The following is an 18,814-nucleotide window of genomic DNA, read 5'->3' as shown; positions in this document are numbered from 1 at the left end:
ATGATAAATCTAAATTTAGAGAGAATTTTTTCATCAGATGAAATAAATAGTTCCTTAATGTGAAAAATGAAGTTATAGGGCTTAGTGAGAGTGAAAAATGGAAGGAGGGTATGCATAGGAATGCTAAGTAAGTGTTTAGCGGCTATTCCTTTCCCTTTTTTGATGAATGAGGGTTTTCCTGTGCTAATGTTATATGAAACGAGCAAGAATTATTTATAATCCAACTTCTGGTCGTGAGTTGTTTAAGAAAAACTTACCGGAAGTACTGCGAAAATTAGAACAAGCAGGGTATGAAACGTCATGTCATGCGACAACAGGTCCTGGAGATGCAACTGTGGCAGCGAGGCAAGCGGCAGATCGTAAGTTTGATGTTGTTATTGCAGCAGGTGGCGACGGTACATTGAATGAAGTTGTGAATGGGTTAGTTGGAAATGAATATCGTCCAAAGTTTGGAATTATTCCAGTTGGAACAACAAATGACTTTGCTAGGGCGATTGGTGTACCTCGTACAATTGAAGAAGCTGTTGATATCATTTGTGCTGGTCAAACGGTACCTCTCGATCTTGGAAGAGCAAATGATACATACTTTATTAATATTGCAGGCGGTGGCCGCATAACTGAATTAACATATGAAGTGCCAAGTAAGTTAAAAACTGTACTTGGACAGCTTGCGTATTATTTAAAAGGTATTGAAATGTTACCATCCTTACATCCGACATATGTAGAAATTGAATATGATGGAAAATTACTGCAAGAAGAAATTACAATGTTTTTAATTACAAATACACGATCAGTCGGCGGCTTTGAAAAAGTAGCGCCGTATGCATCTATTAATGATGGTTTGTTTGATTTGTTAATATTAAAAAAAGGATCGATTGCGGACTTAATTAAAGCAGCGACACAAGCGCAGCGCGGTGAGCATATCAATAATCCAAAAGTGTTATATACACAAGCAAATCGAATTAAAGTACATTCAACAGAAAAATTAATGATTAATTTAGACGGTGAATACGGCGGTGATGCACCGATGGAGTTTGAAAATGTGTATCACTGTTTGGAATTATTTGTTCCAGAGCAACAAGAAGCTACCTTGTAAAAGGTAGTTTTTTTGTGAAGGATGGAAAATTACTAGTTATATAAATACAAATTGAAAAACCGATATAAAAAACCTTTCTTTTTTGAGTGGTCGAGAGCAGCTGGTCATGTATAGAAGCGGTCAGTGCCTTTTCTTGCCACGTGCCATGTTTAAAACAAAAGGAGAAAGCGAGAGTAGATCATGTTGTGTTTTGCATTGCAGTGATTTGAATGTTGGAAAATCAAAATGGGTTTATATATAAGTAAAAAAATTGACATAAAAACTGCCTTTTTTAGAGGAGCAAGAGCAACTGGCCAGGCGTAGCAGCGATTTATATAGAGAAATCTTTTAGACAAGTCCTTGAAGACTCGGAATGAGTCTTCAAGGACTTATTTTTGTATCAAGATGCACGGAAACATAAGAGAATCGTACATTTGTAAGTTGGCACAAATTTTGCATTATAAAAAGCAAATGACTAAAAGAGGTGGAGAATATCATGAGAACAAATTTTGCTAAAGTTAATCAAAATATTCCGGGTTCAAAAGCAGCTTCATTATTTGAACGCCGTCAAAATATTGTACCAAGAGGAGTAAGCAATGGAATTCAAACATTTGTGCAATCGGCTCAAGGAGCACTTGTGACAGATGTGGATGGGAATCAATTTATCGACTTTGCGGGGGCAATCGGTACAATTAACGTCGGACATTGTCACCCGACCGTTACAGAAGCTCTTCATAAGCAAATCGATCAATATATCCATACAGGTTTTAACGTAATGATGTATGAGTCGTATATTGAATTGGCAGAAAAGCTAGCTGCATTAGCACCGGGTGAATTTGATAAGCAAGTTTTGTTTTTAAATAGCGGAGCTGAAGCGGTTGAAAATGCAGTGAAAATTGCTCGTAAGTATACGAAACGAACAGGGATTATAGCCTTTACAAAAGGGTTTCATGGCCGCACGTTAATGACGATGACAATGACAAGTAAAGTAAAGCCATATAAAAACGGATTTGGTCCATTTGCACCAGAAGTGTATAAAGCTCCATTTCCTTACGAATATCGTCGCCCAGCGGGATTAACAGAAGAGCAATATGAAGATTTCATTATTGAAGAGTTTAAAAATTTCTTAATCACAGAAGTAGCACCAGAAAGTATTGCTGCTGTTGTGATGGAGCCTGTACAAGGAGAAGGCGGCTTTATTGTTCCAGGTAAAAAGTTTGTGAAAGAAGTACACCGTTTATGTGCTGAACATGGTATTTTGTTCGTTGCTGATGAAATTCAAACAGGATTTGGCCGTACGGGGAAATACTTTGCGATTGACCATTACGATGTCGTACCGGATTTAATTACTGTATCGAAATCGCTAGGGGCAGGCGTGCCAATTAGCGGTGTAATTGGCCGGAAAGAAGTAATGAATGAGGCTGCACCTGGTGAACTAGGCGGAACGTATGCCGGAAGTCCATTAGGATGCAGTGCTGCATTAGCTGTTCTTGAAGTAATGGAGAAAGAAAATTTAAATGAAAGAGCTGTGCAGATTGGAAAAGTAGTGATGGATCGTTTTCATCAAATGGCTGGAAAATATGAATGCATTGGTGATGTTCGCGGATTAGGAGCGATGTGTGCCTTTGAATTAGTGAAAGACAAAATGACGAAAGAACCGAATAAAGAACTAGCTGCAAATCTTACTGCAGAAGCAAATAAAAGAGGTTTGCTGCTATTAACGGCAGGTACGTACGGAAATGTCGTTCGCGTACTAATGCCGCTTGTGATTACGGATGAGCAACTTGAAGAAGGGCTGATGATTTTAGAAGAGTCGCTGCAATCTTGTTATGGAAAAGTAGATAAAGCGCACGTGTAAGCTGTATATATATTGGCGTAAAAACCTCCTTTTTTAGAGGGGTGAGAGCGACTGGCCGCGCATAGAAGCGGTCAGGTCCCTTTTCTGCCACATGCCAGGTTTAAAACAAAAGGAGGAAGCAAGTAGCGGTCATGTTGTATTCTGCGAGGCCGTGGCTTATGTGTTGGGAAAATGATAAAACCTTTAATATGGCGGCCGTGCATAGAAGCTGTATTAAATCTATATTTTAAAAACTTGTTTGCCACTGTTCCCATGCTCCCTGTTATATAATGATATGAAAGCATTATATAAATTGGACGTGTTTGCATATTATGCCTATTAAAAGGTAAACTCTGCGGTATTTCAAAACAGGGTTATGAAACTTTTAAAATATTTAAACCTCAGGGAGTGACTGGGATGGTGGCGGAAAAGGAACGAGCGTTTATGGATTTAAAAGATGTATTTGAATACGCTTTTGATGAAATTTTTGTAACAGATGAGAAAGGGATTGTCGTTCGTGTAAACAGCATGTGTGAAAGACATTACCAGTTACCGGCGGAACAATTAATTGGTAAGAGTGTAAAAGAGCTGCAAAAGGAAGGGATTTTTTATCCGTCAGCAACTCTTGAAGTGATTGAAAAACAGAAGCCGATTGAACTTGTACAAACAACAAAATCGGGAGAATATTTACATGTTCGCACACGGCCAGTTTTTGATGATCAGAGCAATTTACGAAGGGTTATTAGCTACTCGCGTGATTTAACAGAGCTCTATCAATTGCGCCAAAAGGTAGAGACAATGACCGATCAATTAAAAACGTATAAAAAAGAATTACGAGAAACATATGAACATGAAGGACTTATTTTTAAAAGTGCAGCTATGGAGAGAATAGTTGAAACAATAAAAAAGGTATCTGTAGTCGATAGTACAGTTCTTGTTTTAGGAGAGACTGGAGTTGGAAAAAGTCGATTAGTACGCCATTTACATGAACTGAGTCATCGGAAAAACGAAATGTTTTATGAAATCAATTGTGCGGCTTTGCCAATGAATTTAATTGAATCCGAATTATTTGGATATGCAGGCGGTTCTTTTACAGGTGCGCATCGTGAAGGGAAAAAAGGAATTTTAGAACTGGCTCATAAAGGAACGCTCTTTTTAGATGAAATTGGAGAAATGCCTCTTGAAATTCAGGCGAAACTTTTACAAGTATTACAGGAAAAAACGTTTCGCTTGGTGGGGGGCAGAGAATTAAAAAAAGTAGACGTTCGCATTGTAGCTGCAACGAATAGAAATTTGCAAGAGATGGTGAAACAGGGAACGTTTCGAAAAGATTTATACTATCGCCTTAATGTTATTCCAATTTATATTCCTCCTTTACGTGAGAGGCAGGAAGACATTTTACCGCTCGTTTATTATTACTTGCATCATTTTAACGAGAAGTATGGACGCAGTGTGACATTATCCCCGCATGTGTTACATGCATTTTTAGAATATCCTTGGGAAGGAAACAACCGAGAAATAGAAAATGTAATGGAACGTGTTGTCATTACTGCAGATGAGCTTGTTACAATGGAGGATTTACCGTTATCTATGCAAAAGTCGACAATTGAGCAATCGGGGAAAAGTTTGTATGAAATGTTAGAAGAAGTAGAGCGCAGTATTATTTTGAAGGCGTATAAAGTACACGGGTCAAGCTATAAAGTAGCGGAAGCGCTAAAAATTAGTCAGTCTGCAGCAACGAGAAAAATTAAAAAGTTTATTGAAGAGGAAGAAGTATCGATAAATACGAATTGAAAAACCAAACATAAAAAAACTTTCTTTTTTGAGATGGGCGAGAGCAACTGGCCGTGCGTAGAAGCGGTCAGTGCCTGTTCCTGCCACATGCTAGGTTTAAAACAAAGGGAGGAAGCGAGTGCGGATCCGGTTTTATTTAGCATGCAGCGGTTTGGATGTTGGGAAATTGAAAAGGATTTACATGATTAGAAAGTATCTTTGACTACCTCTTGAAAACCCTTTCTTTTTTTGGGGGAGCAAGAGCGTCTGGCCATGTATGGTAGCGGTCAGTGCCCTTTTCTGCCACATGCAAGGTTTAAAACAAAGGGAGAAAGCGAGTACGAGTCATGTCGTGTTCTGCATGGCAGCGATTTATATGTTGAAAAGTTCGCCATAAAAACCTTTCTTTTTTGGATGGACCATGCGTAGAAGCGGTCAGGGCTTGTTTCTGCCACATGCCAGGTAAAACAAAAGGAGAAAGCGAGTGCGGGTCATGTAGTGTTCTGCGTAGCCGCGAGCATCTTATTTTTTAGGTTACATAAAAAGGTATATCATAGTAAAGATAAAGGAGGACGAACAAATTGGATAAAAAAGCAATGTTAGAGAAGAAAGCGATGTACATAAATGGAGAGTGGATTCATTTGCATGAGCAAATTGAAATTAACAATCCTGCTACACAAGAAGTGTTTGCTACTGTTCCAAAAGGCGGGGTAACAGAGGCGAAGCAAGCAGTTGATGCTGCACATGAAGCATTTAAGGCTTGGTCGAAGTTAACAGCAGCAGAGCGTGCGAACAAATTGAAAAAGTGGTTCACATTAATTGATGAGCAGAAAGAAGAAATCGCAGCTATTATGACAAAGGAACAAGGAAAACCGTTCCCGGAAGCACTTGGTGAAGTAAACTATGCAAATAGTTTTGTAGAGTGGTATGCGGAAGAAGGAAAGCGTGTATATGGCGAAATGATTCCTGCTTCTCACCCTAATAAGCGAATCCTTGTATCGAAACAACCTGTTGGTGTCATAGCAGCAATTACGCCGTGGAACTTCCCGGCAGCTATGATTACAAGAAAAGTAGCACCTGCATTAGCAGCTGGTTGTACGGCAGTTGTGAAACCAGCAAGCCAGACGCCATTAACAGCATTAAAACTAGCTGAGCTAGCGCATGAAGCCGACATTCCAAAAGGTGTTTTAAATATTGTAACAGGCAGTGCGAAAGCAATTGCTGATACATGGATGAATGATGGACGTGTGAGAAAGGTATCCTTTACGGGATCAACGGAAATTGGTAAAGAGTTAATGCGCAGTGCTGCAGAAACAGTGAAAAAAGTTTCTCTAGAATTAGGTGGCCATGCACCGTTTATTGTGATGAATGATGCGGATTTAGATAAAGCTGCAGAAGCAGTAATCGGTTCGAAATTCCGTAATGCTGGTCAAACTTGCATTTGTACGAATCGAGTATTTGTTCAAGAAGATGTATATGAAAAATTCATAGAGAAGTTCCAAAAAGCTGTAGAAGAATTAAAGGTAGGTGACGGTTTTGCAGAAGGTACAACTGTCGGACCGCTTATTGATGGGTCAGCTATTGAAAAAGTGCAAGAACATATAGAAGATGCAATTCAAAAGGGTGGAAAGGTACTGAACGGAGGACAAAAGATTGAAGAATTAAATGGTCACTTTGTTCAGCCAACTGTAATCGGTGAAGCGAATGATGAGATGTTATGTATGACAGAAGAAACATTTGGGCCGGTTGCACCTGTTGCCAAATTTAAAACAGCTGAAGAAGTAATTGAGCGTGCGAATAACACACCGTATGGCTTAGCAGCATATGTCTTTACAACAAATATTAGCCAAGCGTTTCAAATTAGTGAAGCATTGGAATATGGAATTATTGGTTTAAATGACGGTCTTCCATCGGTTGCACAAGCGCCATTTGGTGGATTTAAAGAAAGTGGTATCGGCCGTGAAGGTGGTCACTTTGGAATTGAAGAGTATTTAGAAATTAAATATATTTCATTAGGACTATAAAAAAAATCGCATCAACGAAACCGTTGATGCGATTTTTTATTCTTATCCTGCATTAATGGGCGATAAGCCCCTACTGATGGAAGTTTCACTCTATTAAAACGCCCAATTCCCTTTACGGAAGATTGGTTCATGAGTACCATCTGCTGTAATACCATCAATATCTAGTTCGCCGGAGCCAATCATAAAGTCTACGTGTGTAATACTAGAGTTTGCACCGTTTTCTGCAAGTTCTTCTTTTGACATTGTTTTACCGCCGTCTAAGTTGAAAGCATAAGCATTACCGATTGCTAAATGGCAAGATGCATTTTCATCAAATAATGTATTGTAGAACAAAATATTTGTATTAGAAATAGGTGAATCGTGAGGTACTAATGCAACTTCTCCTAAGAAGTGAGAACCTTCATCTGCTTCAACTAAGTGTTTTAATGTTTCTTCGCCAACTTCAGCTTTGTAGTCTACAATGCGTCCGTTTTCAAATGTAAGTGTGAAGTTATCAATCACATTTCCGGCATAAACTAATGGCTTTTTACTTGCTACATAGCCGTTTACACCTGTTTTTAATGGCATTGTAAATACTTCTTCAGTTGGAATGTTTGCCATGAATGGTACATTCTTTTCGTTAACGCTGCCAGCGCCAACCCATAAATGTTTTTCAGGAAGTTCGATTGTTAAATCTGTGCCTGGTCCTTTATAGGATAATGCTTTATAGTGTTTATCGTTTAAGTAGTGTACTTTCGTATGTAAGTTATCGTTATGTTCGTTCCATGCTTCAACAGGGTTTTCTAAGTTCGCACGAGTAGCCTGGAAAATAGCATCCCATAATTTTGCGACTTGTTCTTCTTTCGGGACATCTGGGAATACTTTTGCTGCCCATTCTACTGTTGGAACAGAAATCACACACCAGCTTACTTTGTCAGCTTGCATATATTCGCGAACTGTTTTCATCGCTTCCCCAGCTGCTCGGTTTGCACTCGCAATACGCTTTGGATCCACACCTTTTAATAAATCTGGATTTTCTGCGTAAATAGACATAAATGCTGCGCCTTCTTTTGCTAGTTCCTCACGTGCACGTGCTTTCCAAGCAGGGAATTCAGCAAACGCTTCTTCTGGTGCTAAATCAAATTTTAAGCGTGATAATTGCTCATCTACAAAGTCAACGTATACATGTTTTGCTCCAGATTCATAAGCTTTTTTTGTAACAAGACGAACGAACGGGGCAGCTTCAATTGGTGCGCCAATACTTAATGTTTGTCCCGGTTGAATATTTACTCCGACATTTACGGCTAGTGCAGCATACTTTTCTAATGTTTGTTCAAATGACATATGTATTCTCCTTTGTTTCAATATTTATTATATACATAATACAGGAAAATTCTGAAATTATAAATAGAACCCAATTGTAATCGGGTTCTATTTTCTTATTTAATTGCTAACGCAAACTGTTCTACAGTCGTGTTGTTATGAATACGGACACGTTTCATACGTAATAACTCATCTTGTTCACCTTTTGTAATAAATTGTCCAGGTTTCGTTGTTGTCGCAAATTGATAGTATTTTTTCGTTTCTGCAACAACTTGATCATTTACATGGCCGAATGGATAAGCAATAGCAATAACGGGTTTTCCAGTAATTTTTTCGAGTTTCTCCTTTGAACCTTTTAGCTCTTCTTCATAGTTTGTGATTTTTGGTAAATCCGCATGTGTTGCTGTATGAGATTGAACAGAGAAGATTCCGGAATTCACCATTTCTTTTATATCAGCTGTAGATAGAGAACCATCTGTATCGATGGAATTGATAATCATATATTCTGTTGCAGTTGGTCTGAATTTGTCATCTTTAAGCTTTTGTAAAATATGAAAAGCGTTTAGATTATTTTTCATACCATCATCAAATGTAACGAAAATTGGTTTGTTCACTTTGTTAATGTCGTTCCAACGTTCAAAGGTTAAAAGTGTATAGCCATTATCTTTTAAATACTTCATTTGCGCTTCAAAGTTGGCAGGGGAGACGAAAAGGTCTTTAATACCGTCGCCTGCTTTATAATCATCAATCGCATGGTACATTAGAATCGGTACATGCTGCTGAAAGACAATTGCTCCTTTTGTAAGTGGAACTATTTTTCCATCTTCTTTTACACCATTTGCTTCAATTTGATATTCTCCGCGCTTTCCTTCAAATTCTTTCAGATCGAACGGTAAAGAAAAATGATTTGCTTTTTCTTTAGAAGAAAATGTTTTTACACTTTCTTTTCCGTCAGCAGTGCGCCAAATTTTATATTGCACCTCTGTAAGGGGATCTTTTACATCTTTTGTATAGATAACAGTATTTGTTGATTCGTGTGTAATTGGATTCGATGAAATAGCCCCTTGAGGCTGCACTTTCGCCTCTGTTTTCTTAGCGGTTTGCTGCTTGGAAGCTGCTGCTTCTTTTTTCGGTTCTGTTTGCGTCGAATTACTACAACCAGCGATGAACAGAGTAGAGAGTAGTATAGTAGAAATATATTTTTTCATAGTATAAGCATCCTTTAATCAAAGTATAAGAAGAGGCTGCTTTATTCATAAAAACAGCCTTACAATATATAAATTCATTTTCATTTTTCCACATAGCAGTCGCTGTTATGCGGCAGGAATTTGTATTTATATTATTAATTGCGCTCTCTTACCAATGCCGTAAATTCACCCATTGTTGTTTTAGGTCCAACAAAATGGCGTTTAATTAAATATTGCTCGTTCGGTAAACCTTTGGTCAGATGATTGCCATGATCTGTTGTTACTGCAAATTCGTAATATTTTTTTGTTTCTGCAACAGCTTGATCGTTATAAGAACCTACTGGATACGCAAGAGCAATGATTTTCTGACCAGTAAGACTTTGAATTTTCTCCTTTGAAACCCGTAATTCTTCATCGTAATTGTTTGAAAAAGCCATCATTGCATGAGTAGATGTATGCGATTGGATAGAGAAAATACCAGAATCGACCATCTGTTTAATTTCATCTTTTGAAAGACGATTTGGTGCATCAATATCATTGGCAACGATAAACTCTGTTGCTGCTGGGTGAAATTTGTCATCTTTTAAACCTTGTAAAATTTTAAGGGCATTCATATTATTTTTTCGGCCGTCGTCTAACGTTATAAAGATAGGTTTATTAACACGATTTATATCACCCCAACGTTCAAAAGTCAGCATTGTATACCCATTATCTTTTAAATATTTCATATGTAATTCGAACTGTTCTGGTGGTACATACAAACCTAATTCACCGTCACCGGGTCCTGAGTATTTTTCAATTGCATGATACATTAGAATTGGTACAGATTGTTGGAATGTAATTGTAGATTTAGCAAGAGGTACTTGTGTGCCATCTTCTTTTAATCCTGTTGTTTCAATTTGATATTCCCCGCGTTTCAAATTGAAAGCTTTTAAGTGGAATGGGAAAGCAAAGTTACGTTCTTTTTCATGTGATGAAAATGTTTGTTTGCTTTCAGGGCCATCAGCAGTGCGCCAAACGTGGTATTGTACTTCTTTAAACGCATCTTTTAAATTGTTCATATAGAGCACGGTATTTTTTGCATCAGGTGCAAAAGGCTCCCATGTTATATTCCCTTGTGCTAAGGGAACGTCGACTGTTTTCGCTTCAACTTTTTTCTTCTCGGTAGCTGCTTCTTTTTTCTGTTTATCACTAGTTACGCTAGCGTTGCAGCCTACGAGAATAGTAGAAGAAAGTAAAGCCAATAGTGCGTATTTCTTCATCATATCCATCCTTCTATTGTGTATTATATCCTTGTTAATCATATCATTCTCGAATGGAGAGGGGAATATCCTTTTTTGGATAATTACGACAAAGATGCTGGATTTTTATAACTTATCAGGAAGATGTATATGTATCAGAAAAAACGATATAAAAAACATCCTTTTTTAGGGAGACGAGAGCATTAGGCTGTGTATAGAAACGGTCAGTGCTTTTTTCTGCCACATGCGACATTTAAAACAAAAAGGAGAAAGCGAGTAGCGGTCACGGTGTAGTTTGTATGGCAGCAACTTGTATGTTAAAAAAACGGTATGAAATGGGATGTTCATACTGTATTTTTTGTTTGTCTGTTATAACAAAAGGACAGATTAACAAATAAAAGAGACCAAATGTTCATCTGGTCTCTTGCTTATTATTTCTTCGGCTTAATATAAGGGACGATTTGTGCAGTAGCCCCTACAGAAGCACCACGAATAAAATCTTGATTTTCTAAGGCCTTAAAATTTTTGGTTTGACCAGTCAGCATTACCCCTAAAATTTTCACCTCATCAAACTGTTTATTTTTATTTGATTTTAAAAACTTCTGGATTGTTTCGTCACTACCATCTGTATCATATTTTTTAAGTGCATCAATAAAGCTATTGTATGCCTTTTTCGGTGAATCAGATGGATCGAATCCATAAACAGGCACACCAGCAGGTCCCTTACTTTCATCTGCAATTGGTGATGTCATATATAACCATGCGATGTTTAAGTTATCGGGAATCTTTGCTTGAATTTCTTGTAATGTATAAGGCTGATCGAAAGAAATTGCAACTTCCGCAACGTGATTTTCCATTTGTGAAATTTCACCTAGTTCATTTTGTACACCATCATAGTACTTTTTAATAGATGGATGATAAAATGTCGCAACTTTCTTCTTTGTTTGTTTATCATACTCATAGAACTCTGTATCGGACCAATAAAATCCTGGTATTAACTCATTGTGATCGATATTAACGCGAAGCCAATCATACGAACTTGTAAGTGTGCTCCATTGTACTAAATAACCATTAATATTTTTAGAGCGATTCGTCACAATGTTACCACCAAACATGGAGGAGTTACTCGTAACTTGAGAGTTGATTTTGATATTAGGTTCGGCAATTTCATTATGTAAAAAGAGTTGTTCGTGAAGTCTTGTAGAACTTTTTGCCGCAAAGTAATTGCCAGCTTTATAAAAGATTAGTAATAGAATAGGTACAACGATAATAGAAGTAATGACGATTTTTAGTAATTGTTTTCGTTTAGCTTTTTTTAAAGCATCTTTTAACGAAGTGTCCATTAATGTTTTCCTCCTATTTTTGACTGAATAAATTTACGTGCACGATATAATTTTTGTTTTACACTGCTTACTTTAATGTCCAAAATAGTCGCAATTTCTTCATATGAAAAATCATAGTAATACTTTAAAAAGAAAGCCTCTTTATATTCTTTTTTGACATCTTTTAATAAAATGAATCAATTATATTGAAAAATCGACATAAAAACCCTCTTTCTTTTTAGGAGAGGACGAGAGCATCTGGCCGTGCATAGAAACGGTCAGGGACTTTTTCTGCCACGTGCAACGTTTAAAACAAAAAGGAGAAAGCAAGTAGCTGTCATGGTGTGTTTTGCATAGTGGTGAGTTGTATGTTGAAAGAATGAAACTATATATAGGTTTTGTGAAGAAAATAAAAAATAGCTTCCTATTTTTAAAATAGGAAGCTATCTGCTAGTTAAATGAATAATCCTGCGATTGTCGCAGATAAAATAGAAGCTAATGTTGAAGCACAAAGGAGTTTCCATCCAAAGCGTGATACAACGCTCCCTTGTTTTTCAGATAGAGCACGAATTGTACCAACGATTGCGCCAATCTGGCTAATGCTTGCAAAGCTAATTAAGAATACTGTTACAATCCCAACTGTGCGAGGGGATAATGTTGTCATGATTTTCTTTAAATCTAAAATCGCAACGAATTCGTTTAATGCAATCTTCGTTCCCATAATACCGCCAGCAGAAATAACATCATGTGCTGGAATTCCCATTAAGAAAGCAAATGGTGAAAGAATGTAACCGAAAATTTGTTGTAATGTAATTTTATGACCAATTGCACCTGAAGCGGAAGAGATTACGAAGTTTACAACTTCCATTACACCGATAAAAGCAATCATTAATGCCGCAACAATTCCGGCTACTTTTAAACCGTCTAATGCACCGTTAATCATTGCATCGATTAAGCTGTTACCAAACATATTTTTATCGAACTTTTGGAGCTTTTCATCCTCTTGTGCCGTATCAACTGGTGTTAATAATGAACAAACGATAAGACTGGAGAATAAGTTTAGCGGCAAGGCTACTAATACGTATTTTGTATCTAACATCATCACATAAGATGCTGTGACAGAAGCTGATACAGAGCTCATTGCCGAGCAGCAAATGATAAACATACGGTTTGCATTAAAATGCTGCAGGTCATTTTTAATAACAAGTAATGCTTCACTTGATCCAAAGAAGACTGAGTTTACAGCGTGGAACGATTCCACACGCGGCAAACCTGTAATTTTTGAAATCGCACCGCCAGCAACGCGAACGATAAAAGGTAAAATGCCAAGATAACTAAAAATAGAAAGTAGTGCAGAGAAAAAGACAATAATTAATAATACATTAAAGAAAAAGACAAAATCTTTATGAATGCCGTTAAATAAAAAGTCTACACCTGTCGTACCAAGTTTAATTAATTTATTGAAGACTTGACCGATAAAAACAATAATTTGCTGACCAATCTTTGTTCCAAATACAAACCAACCAATTAAAATTTGGAAAATAAGCATAATAATAATAGCGCGGAAATTCACTTTTGCTCTGTTGGTAGAGAAAGCAAAACAAATTCCTAATACGGCAAGAATGCCGATAATACTCATTACATAGTGCACAAAATTTTCTCCTTTCAGATGTTGTTAAGTAAATAGAGGAGTTACCCTCAAAGGTTTCAAGTCATACGTATGATGTCTGACCTTTAAAATAAAAATAAAAAAAGACCCATACAGATCGACTTCCTTCTATGCGAGAAAGCTAATCAATATGAGTCTTTATATATATAATAAAAAAGCTACTATTCATTAGTTTTCCCCATAGTCCAACAATTTCCGGTTGCCGGGTAGAGACTCTCGATCCATATCATCAAGTATATATGAGGTAACACCATCCGTATGCAATTAGTAGTAGCGTAACATTTATAAAGAATTGTCGTCAATAGATTTTTTCTTCCAATGGCTAAAGAGCGAGGGAGTATGGTAAAATGTAACGCAGTGTTATGAAAAAAGAGAGGTCGGAAAATGAGTAATAAAATGACGCCACCAGTTGAAAAAAACGAGTTTATAGATGTAGTGTTTGAAGATTTAACACATGACGGCGCCGGTGTTGCGAAAGTGGAGGGCTATCCTATTTTCGTCAAAAACGGATTACCAGGTGAAGAAGCGCAAATTAAAATTATTAAAGTAAAAAAGAACTTTGCTTTTGGTCGTTTAATGAAGCTTCATAAAGAAAGTCCATATCGCAAAGACGCAGAATGCCCAGTATACAATCAGTGCGGCGGTTGTCAGCTTCAGCACCTAACATATGAAGGACAACTACAAGCAAAAGAAAAACAAGTACGTGACGTGATGCAGCGCATCGGCGGACTACATGATGTACCCGTTCACCCTGTACTTGGTATGGAAAACCCATGGGTATATCGAAATAAAGCACAAGTACCAATTGGCGAACGTGAAGGCGGACTTGTCGCTGGCTTTTACCGCCAAGGAACGCATGACATCATTAATATGGAAACATGCTTAATCCAAGCAGAAGAAAACGATACATTAATTCAAGAAGTAAAACGCATTTGTGAAAAGCACGGCATAACAGCGTACAACGAAGAGCGCCACAAAGGAACACTTCGTCACGTTATGGCTCGCTACGGACAAGTAACAGGGGAAATTATGCTTGTCTTTATTACACGCACCGCAGAACTTCAAAACAAACAGGCAATCATCGACGAAATCACAGCGAAGTTCCCAAGTGTAAAATCGATCGTCCAAAACGTAAACAACAAACGGACAAACGTCATTTTCGGCAGCGCGACAACAGTCCTATACGGATCAGAATATATTTATGACTTTATCGGTGACATTAAATTTGCGATTTCAGCACGTTCTTTCTATCAAGTAAACCCAACACAAACGAAAGTGCTATATGACAAAGCACTCGAGTACGCAAAACTAGATGGAAACGAAACAGTCATCGACGCATATTGCGGCATAGGAACAATCTCCTTATTCCTAGCGCAAAAAGCAAAAAAAGTATACGGCGTTGAAATCGTTCCAGAAGCAATCGAAGACGCAAACCGAAACGCAGAATTAAACAACATGACAAACGTTGAATTTGGCGTAGGAGAAGCAGAAGTAGTTATCCCAAACTGGTACAAACAAGGTATCATCGCCGACACAATCGTCGTCGATCCGCCTCGTAAAGGCTGCGATGAAGCACTATTAGACACAATCATCGACATGAAACCAAAACATGTTGTATATGTATCATGTAACCCAGCGACACTTGCTCGTGATTTGAAGGTGCTTGAAGAAGGTGGGTATAAGACGCAGGAGGTTCAGCCTGTGGATATGTTCCCGCATACTACGCATGTGGAGTGTGTGGCTTGGTTGAAGTTGGTATAATAGAAAAGCAGTTGATATAGAAAAAATCTATGCCACCTGCTTTTTTGTTTATAAAAATACCATTCAGGACCGATTTTAGTTAAAATAAACATTGCCGATTTTCACAATAGTTTTTCACAAATTATAAATGTCCAAATGTACTTGTGTTTGATAATAAGTTATTAAGCATAATATAAGTGTAAAAGAAGTGGAACATTTGGCTTCATAGTGAGAGGATTTGAGTTTGAAATGATAGATAATTTTTGGCGTGATTTACCACGACCATTTTTTGTACTTGCACCAATGGAAGATGTGACAGATGTTGTTTTTCGTCACGTAGTAAGTGAAGCCGGTCGACCGGATGTATTTTTCACAGAGTTTACAAACTCGGATAGTTATTGTCATCCAGAGGGTATGAAAAGTGTGCGTGGCCGTTTGATTTTTACAGAAGATGAACAGCCAATGGTGGCACATATTTGGGGGGATAATCCCGAATATTTCCGTCAAATGAGTATCGGCATGGCAGAGCTAGGATTTAAAGGCATCGATATTAATATGGGCTGCCCTGTACCGAATGTGGCATCGAGAGGGAAAGGTAGTGGCCTTATTCTGCGTCCAGACGTTGCGGCAGAACTTATTCAAGCAGCAAAAGCGGGCGGGCTGCCTGTCAGCGTGAAAACACGACTTGGCTATAAGGATGTAAATGAGTGGGAGGAGTGGCTAACGCATATTTTAAAACAGGATATTGCGAACCTTTCTATTCATTTACGTACAAGAAAGGAAATGAGCCAAGTAGATGCGCATTGGGAGCTAATTCCGGAAATCAAAAAATTACGTGACCGTATCGCACCAAATACGCTACTAACAATCAATGGAGACATTCCTGATCGTCAAACTGGGCTGCAGCTTGCCCAGCAATATGGTATTGATGGCGTTATGATCGGGCGAGGTATTTTTAAAAATCCTTTTGCTTTTGAAAAAGAGCCAAAAGAGCATAGCAGTAAAGAATACCTTGATCTTTTAAGACTGCAGCTTGATCTTCAAGATCAATATGCGGAAGTACTGCCACGTTCAATCACAGGGCTTCATCGCTTTTTCAAAATTTATGTCAAAGGATTCCATGGAGCTGCTGAATTAAGAAATCAATTGATGAGTACGAAATCAACAGATGAAGTGCGTGCATTGCTTGATAACTTTGAAAAAGAATGTTGATGGGACGGGGACAATGAACTGTGGAGGCTGAATGCGGGAAAGTCGTCTTTCGTAAAATAAGTTTTGGGCAGGAAACGGGCAGTGTTTTTGAGAAATCAAAGCACTGCTTTTTCTTTTAGTCAACGCTTCGGGTTATTTTACTACAAGCATGATTTATAGAGATGTACTTGAATTCATGGTACCGAGGCAATGTCTATGGTTGCTATCTCCAGTTCTGTACAAATGGCAGCATTTTAATGTTGCGGCGGAAAGAATCTTATAAGCGTACTTCCGGGTTTAACAAATATAGACCAAATCCACAGGCGTAATGAAAGAGACAAGAATGAATCAAAAAATCATGTTAATCTTTCTTCAGACTCAAGGTCTTCTTGGGGTTTTTGGTATAACCTTCACAAGTATTAATTCGGGTAAAACTATAAAACATGTCTTTAAAGTGTTAAAGTATTAATTTAGTGGGCATTAGCTTAAAAGTGTTGGGGAATACAATCTTAAGGACGATTCTTGGTGATACGATTTTATTTAACATGATAATTTAGAGCATGTTAGAGTATACACTTTGACTGCTGGATAAATAATCAACATTTTAGGAGGATTAACAATGGGTATGAGCAATAATGATATATTAAAGAGAGTAAGATATTCTATGGATATAAAAGATACAGATATGGTGGAGATATTTAAACTTGGTGGCATTGAAGTAACGAAAGAAGAAGTAGTTGGGATGCTTACAAAATTAAAGAAAAGTCCTCAGAATGAAGCTGACAATGATGGTGATGTAGTTGAAAGTGATTACGTACTAACATGCGATAATATTATGTTAGAGTCATTTTTGAATGGCTTTATTATTTTTAAAAGAGGAAAACAAAATCCAAAACCAGGGCAACCGGATAGACAAGCGATGCCTTTACAAAGTAATGAAAGTGCCAATAACCTTCTTCTAAAGAAAATAAAAATAGCACTATCATTAACGAGTGAGGATGTGCTTGATATATTAGAAGAAGTAGGAGTCAAGGTAACAAAAGGAGAATTAAGCGCTTTATTAAGAAAAGAAGGCCATAAGAATTATAAAGAGTGCGGTGATAGATACGCAAGGAATTTCTTAAAGGGATTAGCTGTAAAATATAGAGGATAAGGAATTGCGAATTCTTTTACACATAAATGATGTGGAAGAAAATTATCTCGAAGCAACAAGTGTTGTAACTAATTAATATTACATGTATTTGCATGGTGAGTGCACATGTGTATTCATGTTAAGAAAGGAAACGATACGATGGATGGAGTAGGAAGTTTTTATCCTACTCTTATTTTTTAATCATTTTTAATACATCATGCATAGGCATAATGCAAAAATAACACGAACGAATACTCTAGGTGATGAAATGATACATACATACTCAGGTGAGACAATTAATTTTCATATAAATTACAAGAAGAAAAAATCCGTACGTATTTACATAGATTCTTACGGAAATGTTGAAGTTCAGGCTCCTAAAGGAACGCCTGTTGAATACGTAATCCAATTGCTAGAGGAGAAGTGGGATTGGATTCAGAAAACACGCAAGGAAATGAAGGATAGAATGCTTGGGCCACAGGAGAAAATCTATGATCAAGGGGAGAGCTTTTTATATTTAGGGAATACATATCCGATACAGATTTCTCAAGACGCAAGTATTGGGCAAGACAGTGCAGTGTTTGAAGAAGGTAAGTTGCATATATATGTGAAACAGCTTGAGGATGAGAAAATAAAGCAGGCTTTGAAACGATTTTATTATCAGCAGTGCAAAGGGTTAGTAGAGAAGAGTATAAAATCGTATCAAAGTAACTTTAAAACAAAGCCGCGTTCAATCCGTATTTCAGATAGTAACCGTACCTGGGGAACCTGTGATTCAAAGCTGCAGTTAACATTTAATTGGAAGCTAGCAATGGCACCGCCGAGGGTAATCGATTATGTAGTCGTTCATGAAATGTGCCATATGGTCCATCTAAATCATGATCGATCCTTTTGGCGCCTTGTTGGGAAAATAATGCCTGATTATAAGGAACTGGAAAACTGGTTAGCATTATCAAGCTGGAAAATGACTATTTAACAGTGACATCGTTGGAGCAATTACTATTGCACTACAGTTTTAGTTTATAATTGCTTCTTTTCTTATAACTGAACTCACAAACACCCTATTGTATTGCCGCATATAATCTGGACATGTGGAGTGTGTGGCTTGGCTTGAAAAGAGCGAGAAGTAAACGGGGAAATTGTTATAAATAAAAGAAAGGTGAGCGCTACTACTAGTAGTGTCTCATCTTTCTTTTATATAGAATGAGTAAGAATTAAATATCGATCTTTAATGGAAGGCGCCAAAAAATAAGTAATTGTTAAAAAGCATAATAAGTCAAAAGTAGCTAAGTTTCTCGACATTAGCCGCTAGCCATTACAT

The 18,814-nt window shown here is 37.5% G+C and carries 13 protein-coding genes, 1 pseudogene and 1 riboswitch; of the genes and pseudogenes, 8 read left to right on the top strand and 6 right to left on the bottom strand.

The features are described from left to right. The first annotated feature begins 193 nt into the window (after positions 1-193). From WAZ07_RS14020 to WAZ07_RS14005, 4 genes are all read left to right on the top strand, one after another. Complete coding sequence (locus WAZ07_RS14020) at positions 194-1,096, top strand: diacylglycerol kinase (protein ID WP_090917462.1); 903 nt, start codon at positions 194-196, stop codon at positions 1,094-1,096. Between the two features lie 475 nt (positions 1,097-1,571). After that, positions 1,572-2,933, top strand: coding sequence for a 4-aminobutyrate--2-oxoglutarate transaminase (gene gabT, locus WAZ07_RS14015; RefSeq protein ID WP_336472943.1), 1,362 nt, complete (start codon positions 1,572-1,574; stop codon positions 2,931-2,933). A gap of 396 nt (positions 2,934-3,329) precedes the next feature. After that, positions 3,330-4,706: a sigma-54 interaction domain-containing protein gene (locus WAZ07_RS14010; RefSeq protein WP_336472942.1), complete on the top strand. Its 1,377-nt coding sequence runs from the start codon at positions 3,330-3,332 to the stop codon at positions 4,704-4,706. 593 nt (positions 4,707-5,299) lie between these two features. Then, on the top strand, positions 5,300-6,709 hold the full coding sequence (locus WAZ07_RS14005; RefSeq protein WP_413788890.1) for an NAD-dependent succinate-semialdehyde dehydrogenase: 1,410 nt from the start codon (positions 5,300-5,302) through the stop codon (positions 6,707-6,709). A gap of 93 nt (positions 6,710-6,802) precedes the next feature. Here WAZ07_RS14005 and WAZ07_RS14000 read toward each other — a convergent pair whose 3' ends face one another. The 6 genes and pseudogenes from WAZ07_RS14000 to WAZ07_RS13975 form a co-directional block, all read right to left on the bottom strand. Then, a complete protein-coding gene (locus WAZ07_RS14000) occupies positions 6,803-8,032 on the bottom strand; it encodes an aminopeptidase (protein ID WP_336472940.1) in 1,230 nt (409 codons plus the stop codon). Positions 8,033-8,127: 95 nt separating this feature from the next. Continuing rightward, positions 8,128-9,219, bottom strand: coding sequence for a polysaccharide deacetylase family protein (locus WAZ07_RS13995; RefSeq protein ID WP_336472939.1), 1,092 nt, complete (start codon positions 9,217-9,219; stop codon positions 8,128-8,130). 134 nt (positions 9,220-9,353) lie between these two features. Continuing rightward, a complete protein-coding gene (locus tag WAZ07_RS13990; RefSeq protein ID WP_336472980.1) occupies positions 9,354-10,460 on the bottom strand; it encodes a polysaccharide deacetylase family protein in 1,107 nt (368 codons plus the stop codon). 410 nt (positions 10,461-10,870) lie between these two features. Then, positions 10,871-11,782 (bottom strand): sigma factor regulator N-terminal domain-containing protein, encoded by a 912-nt coding sequence (locus WAZ07_RS13985; protein ID WP_336472938.1) that lies wholly within the window; start codon positions 11,780-11,782, stop codon positions 10,871-10,873. Next, a pseudogene (locus WAZ07_RS13980) lies at positions 11,782-11,958 on the bottom strand (RNA polymerase sigma factor); the annotation flags it as partial. The pseudogene WAZ07_RS13980 and the gene WAZ07_RS13985, both read right to left, overlap by 1 nt. 257 nt (positions 11,959-12,215) lie before the next feature. Then, positions 12,216-13,412 (bottom strand): NupC/NupG family nucleoside CNT transporter, encoded by a 1,197-nt coding sequence (locus WAZ07_RS13975; RefSeq protein WP_336472937.1) that lies wholly within the window; start codon positions 13,410-13,412, stop codon positions 12,216-12,218. Between the two features lie 179 nt (positions 13,413-13,591). Continuing rightward, positions 13,592-13,693: riboswitch (purine riboswitch) on the bottom strand. A 121-nt stretch (positions 13,694-13,814) separates the two neighbouring features. Between WAZ07_RS13975 and rlmD the strand changes: the two genes are divergently transcribed. The 4 genes from rlmD to WAZ07_RS13955 all read left to right on the top strand — a co-directional run bounded on the left by rlmD (position 13,815) and on the right by WAZ07_RS13955 (position 18,469). Beyond that, positions 13,815-15,191, top strand: coding sequence for a 23S rRNA (uracil(1939)-C(5))-methyltransferase RlmD (gene rlmD, locus WAZ07_RS13970; RefSeq protein WP_336472936.1), 1,377 nt, complete (start codon positions 13,815-13,817; stop codon positions 15,189-15,191). Between the two features lie 228 nt (positions 15,192-15,419). Beyond that, positions 15,420-16,382 (top strand): tRNA dihydrouridine synthase, encoded by a 963-nt coding sequence (locus WAZ07_RS13965; RefSeq protein ID WP_336472935.1) that lies wholly within the window; start codon positions 15,420-15,422, stop codon positions 16,380-16,382. A gap of 598 nt (positions 16,383-16,980) precedes the next feature. Beyond that, the gene (locus WAZ07_RS13960; RefSeq protein ID WP_336472934.1) at positions 16,981-17,514 is read left to right on the top strand and encodes a YehS family protein; all 534 of its coding nucleotides are present in this window, start codon (positions 16,981-16,983) and stop codon (positions 17,512-17,514) included. Between the two features lie 247 nt (positions 17,515-17,761). Further along, entirely contained in the window at positions 17,762-18,469 is a 708-nt protein-coding gene (locus WAZ07_RS13955; RefSeq protein WP_336472933.1) for a M48 family metallopeptidase, read from the top strand. Positions 18,470-18,814 lie beyond the last annotated feature (345 nt).

The sequence above is a fragment of the Bacillus bruguierae genome, assembly GCF_037104725.1.
Taxonomy (GTDB): domain Bacteria; phylum Bacillota; class Bacilli; order Bacillales; family Bacillaceae_G; genus Bacillus_A; species Bacillus_A bruguierae.
Note: the sequence above shows the minus strand (reverse complement) of the source record. Positions and strands in the feature narration are given on the sequence as shown.

What these genes read in the sequence shown, in the direction of transcription:
- WAZ07_RS13990 (WP_336472980.1), bottom strand. Translation starts at nt 10,460, where the DNA reads ATGAAGAAATACGCACTATTGGCTTTACTTTCTTCTACTATTCTCGTA.
- WAZ07_RS14005 (WP_413788890.1), top strand. Translation starts at nt 5,300, where the DNA reads ATGTACATAAATGGAGAGTGGATTCATTTGCATGAGCAAATTGAAATT.
- WAZ07_RS14010 (WP_336472942.1), top strand. Translation starts at nt 3,330, where the DNA reads ATGGTGGCGGAAAAGGAACGAGCGTTTATGGATTTAAAAGATGTATTT.
- WAZ07_RS13960 (WP_336472934.1), top strand. Translation starts at nt 16,981, where the DNA reads ATGGGTATGAGCAATAATGATATATTAAAGAGAGTAAGATATTCTATG.
- WAZ07_RS14000 (WP_336472940.1), bottom strand. Translation starts at nt 8,032, where the DNA reads ATGTCATTTGAACAAACATTAGAAAAGTATGCTGCACTAGCCGTAAAT.
- rlmD (WP_336472936.1), top strand. Translation starts at nt 13,815, where the DNA reads ATGAGTAATAAAATGACGCCACCAGTTGAAAAAAACGAGTTTATAGAT.
- WAZ07_RS13995 (WP_336472939.1), bottom strand. Translation starts at nt 9,219, where the DNA reads ATGAAAAAATATATTTCTACTATACTACTCTCTACTCTGTTCATCGCT.
- WAZ07_RS13955 (WP_336472933.1), top strand. Translation starts at nt 17,762, where the DNA reads ATGATACATACATACTCAGGTGAGACAATTAATTTTCATATAAATTAC.
- WAZ07_RS13965 (WP_336472935.1), top strand. Translation starts at nt 15,420, where the DNA reads ATGATAGATAATTTTTGGCGTGATTTACCACGACCATTTTTTGTACTT.
- gabT (WP_336472943.1), top strand. Translation starts at nt 1,572, where the DNA reads ATGAGAACAAATTTTGCTAAAGTTAATCAAAATATTCCGGGTTCAAAA.
- WAZ07_RS13985 (WP_336472938.1), bottom strand. Translation starts at nt 11,782, where the DNA reads ATGGACACTTCGTTAAAAGATGCTTTAAAAAAAGCTAAACGAAAACAA.
- WAZ07_RS14020 (WP_090917462.1), top strand. Translation starts at nt 194, where the DNA reads ATGAAACGAGCAAGAATTATTTATAATCCAACTTCTGGTCGTGAGTTG.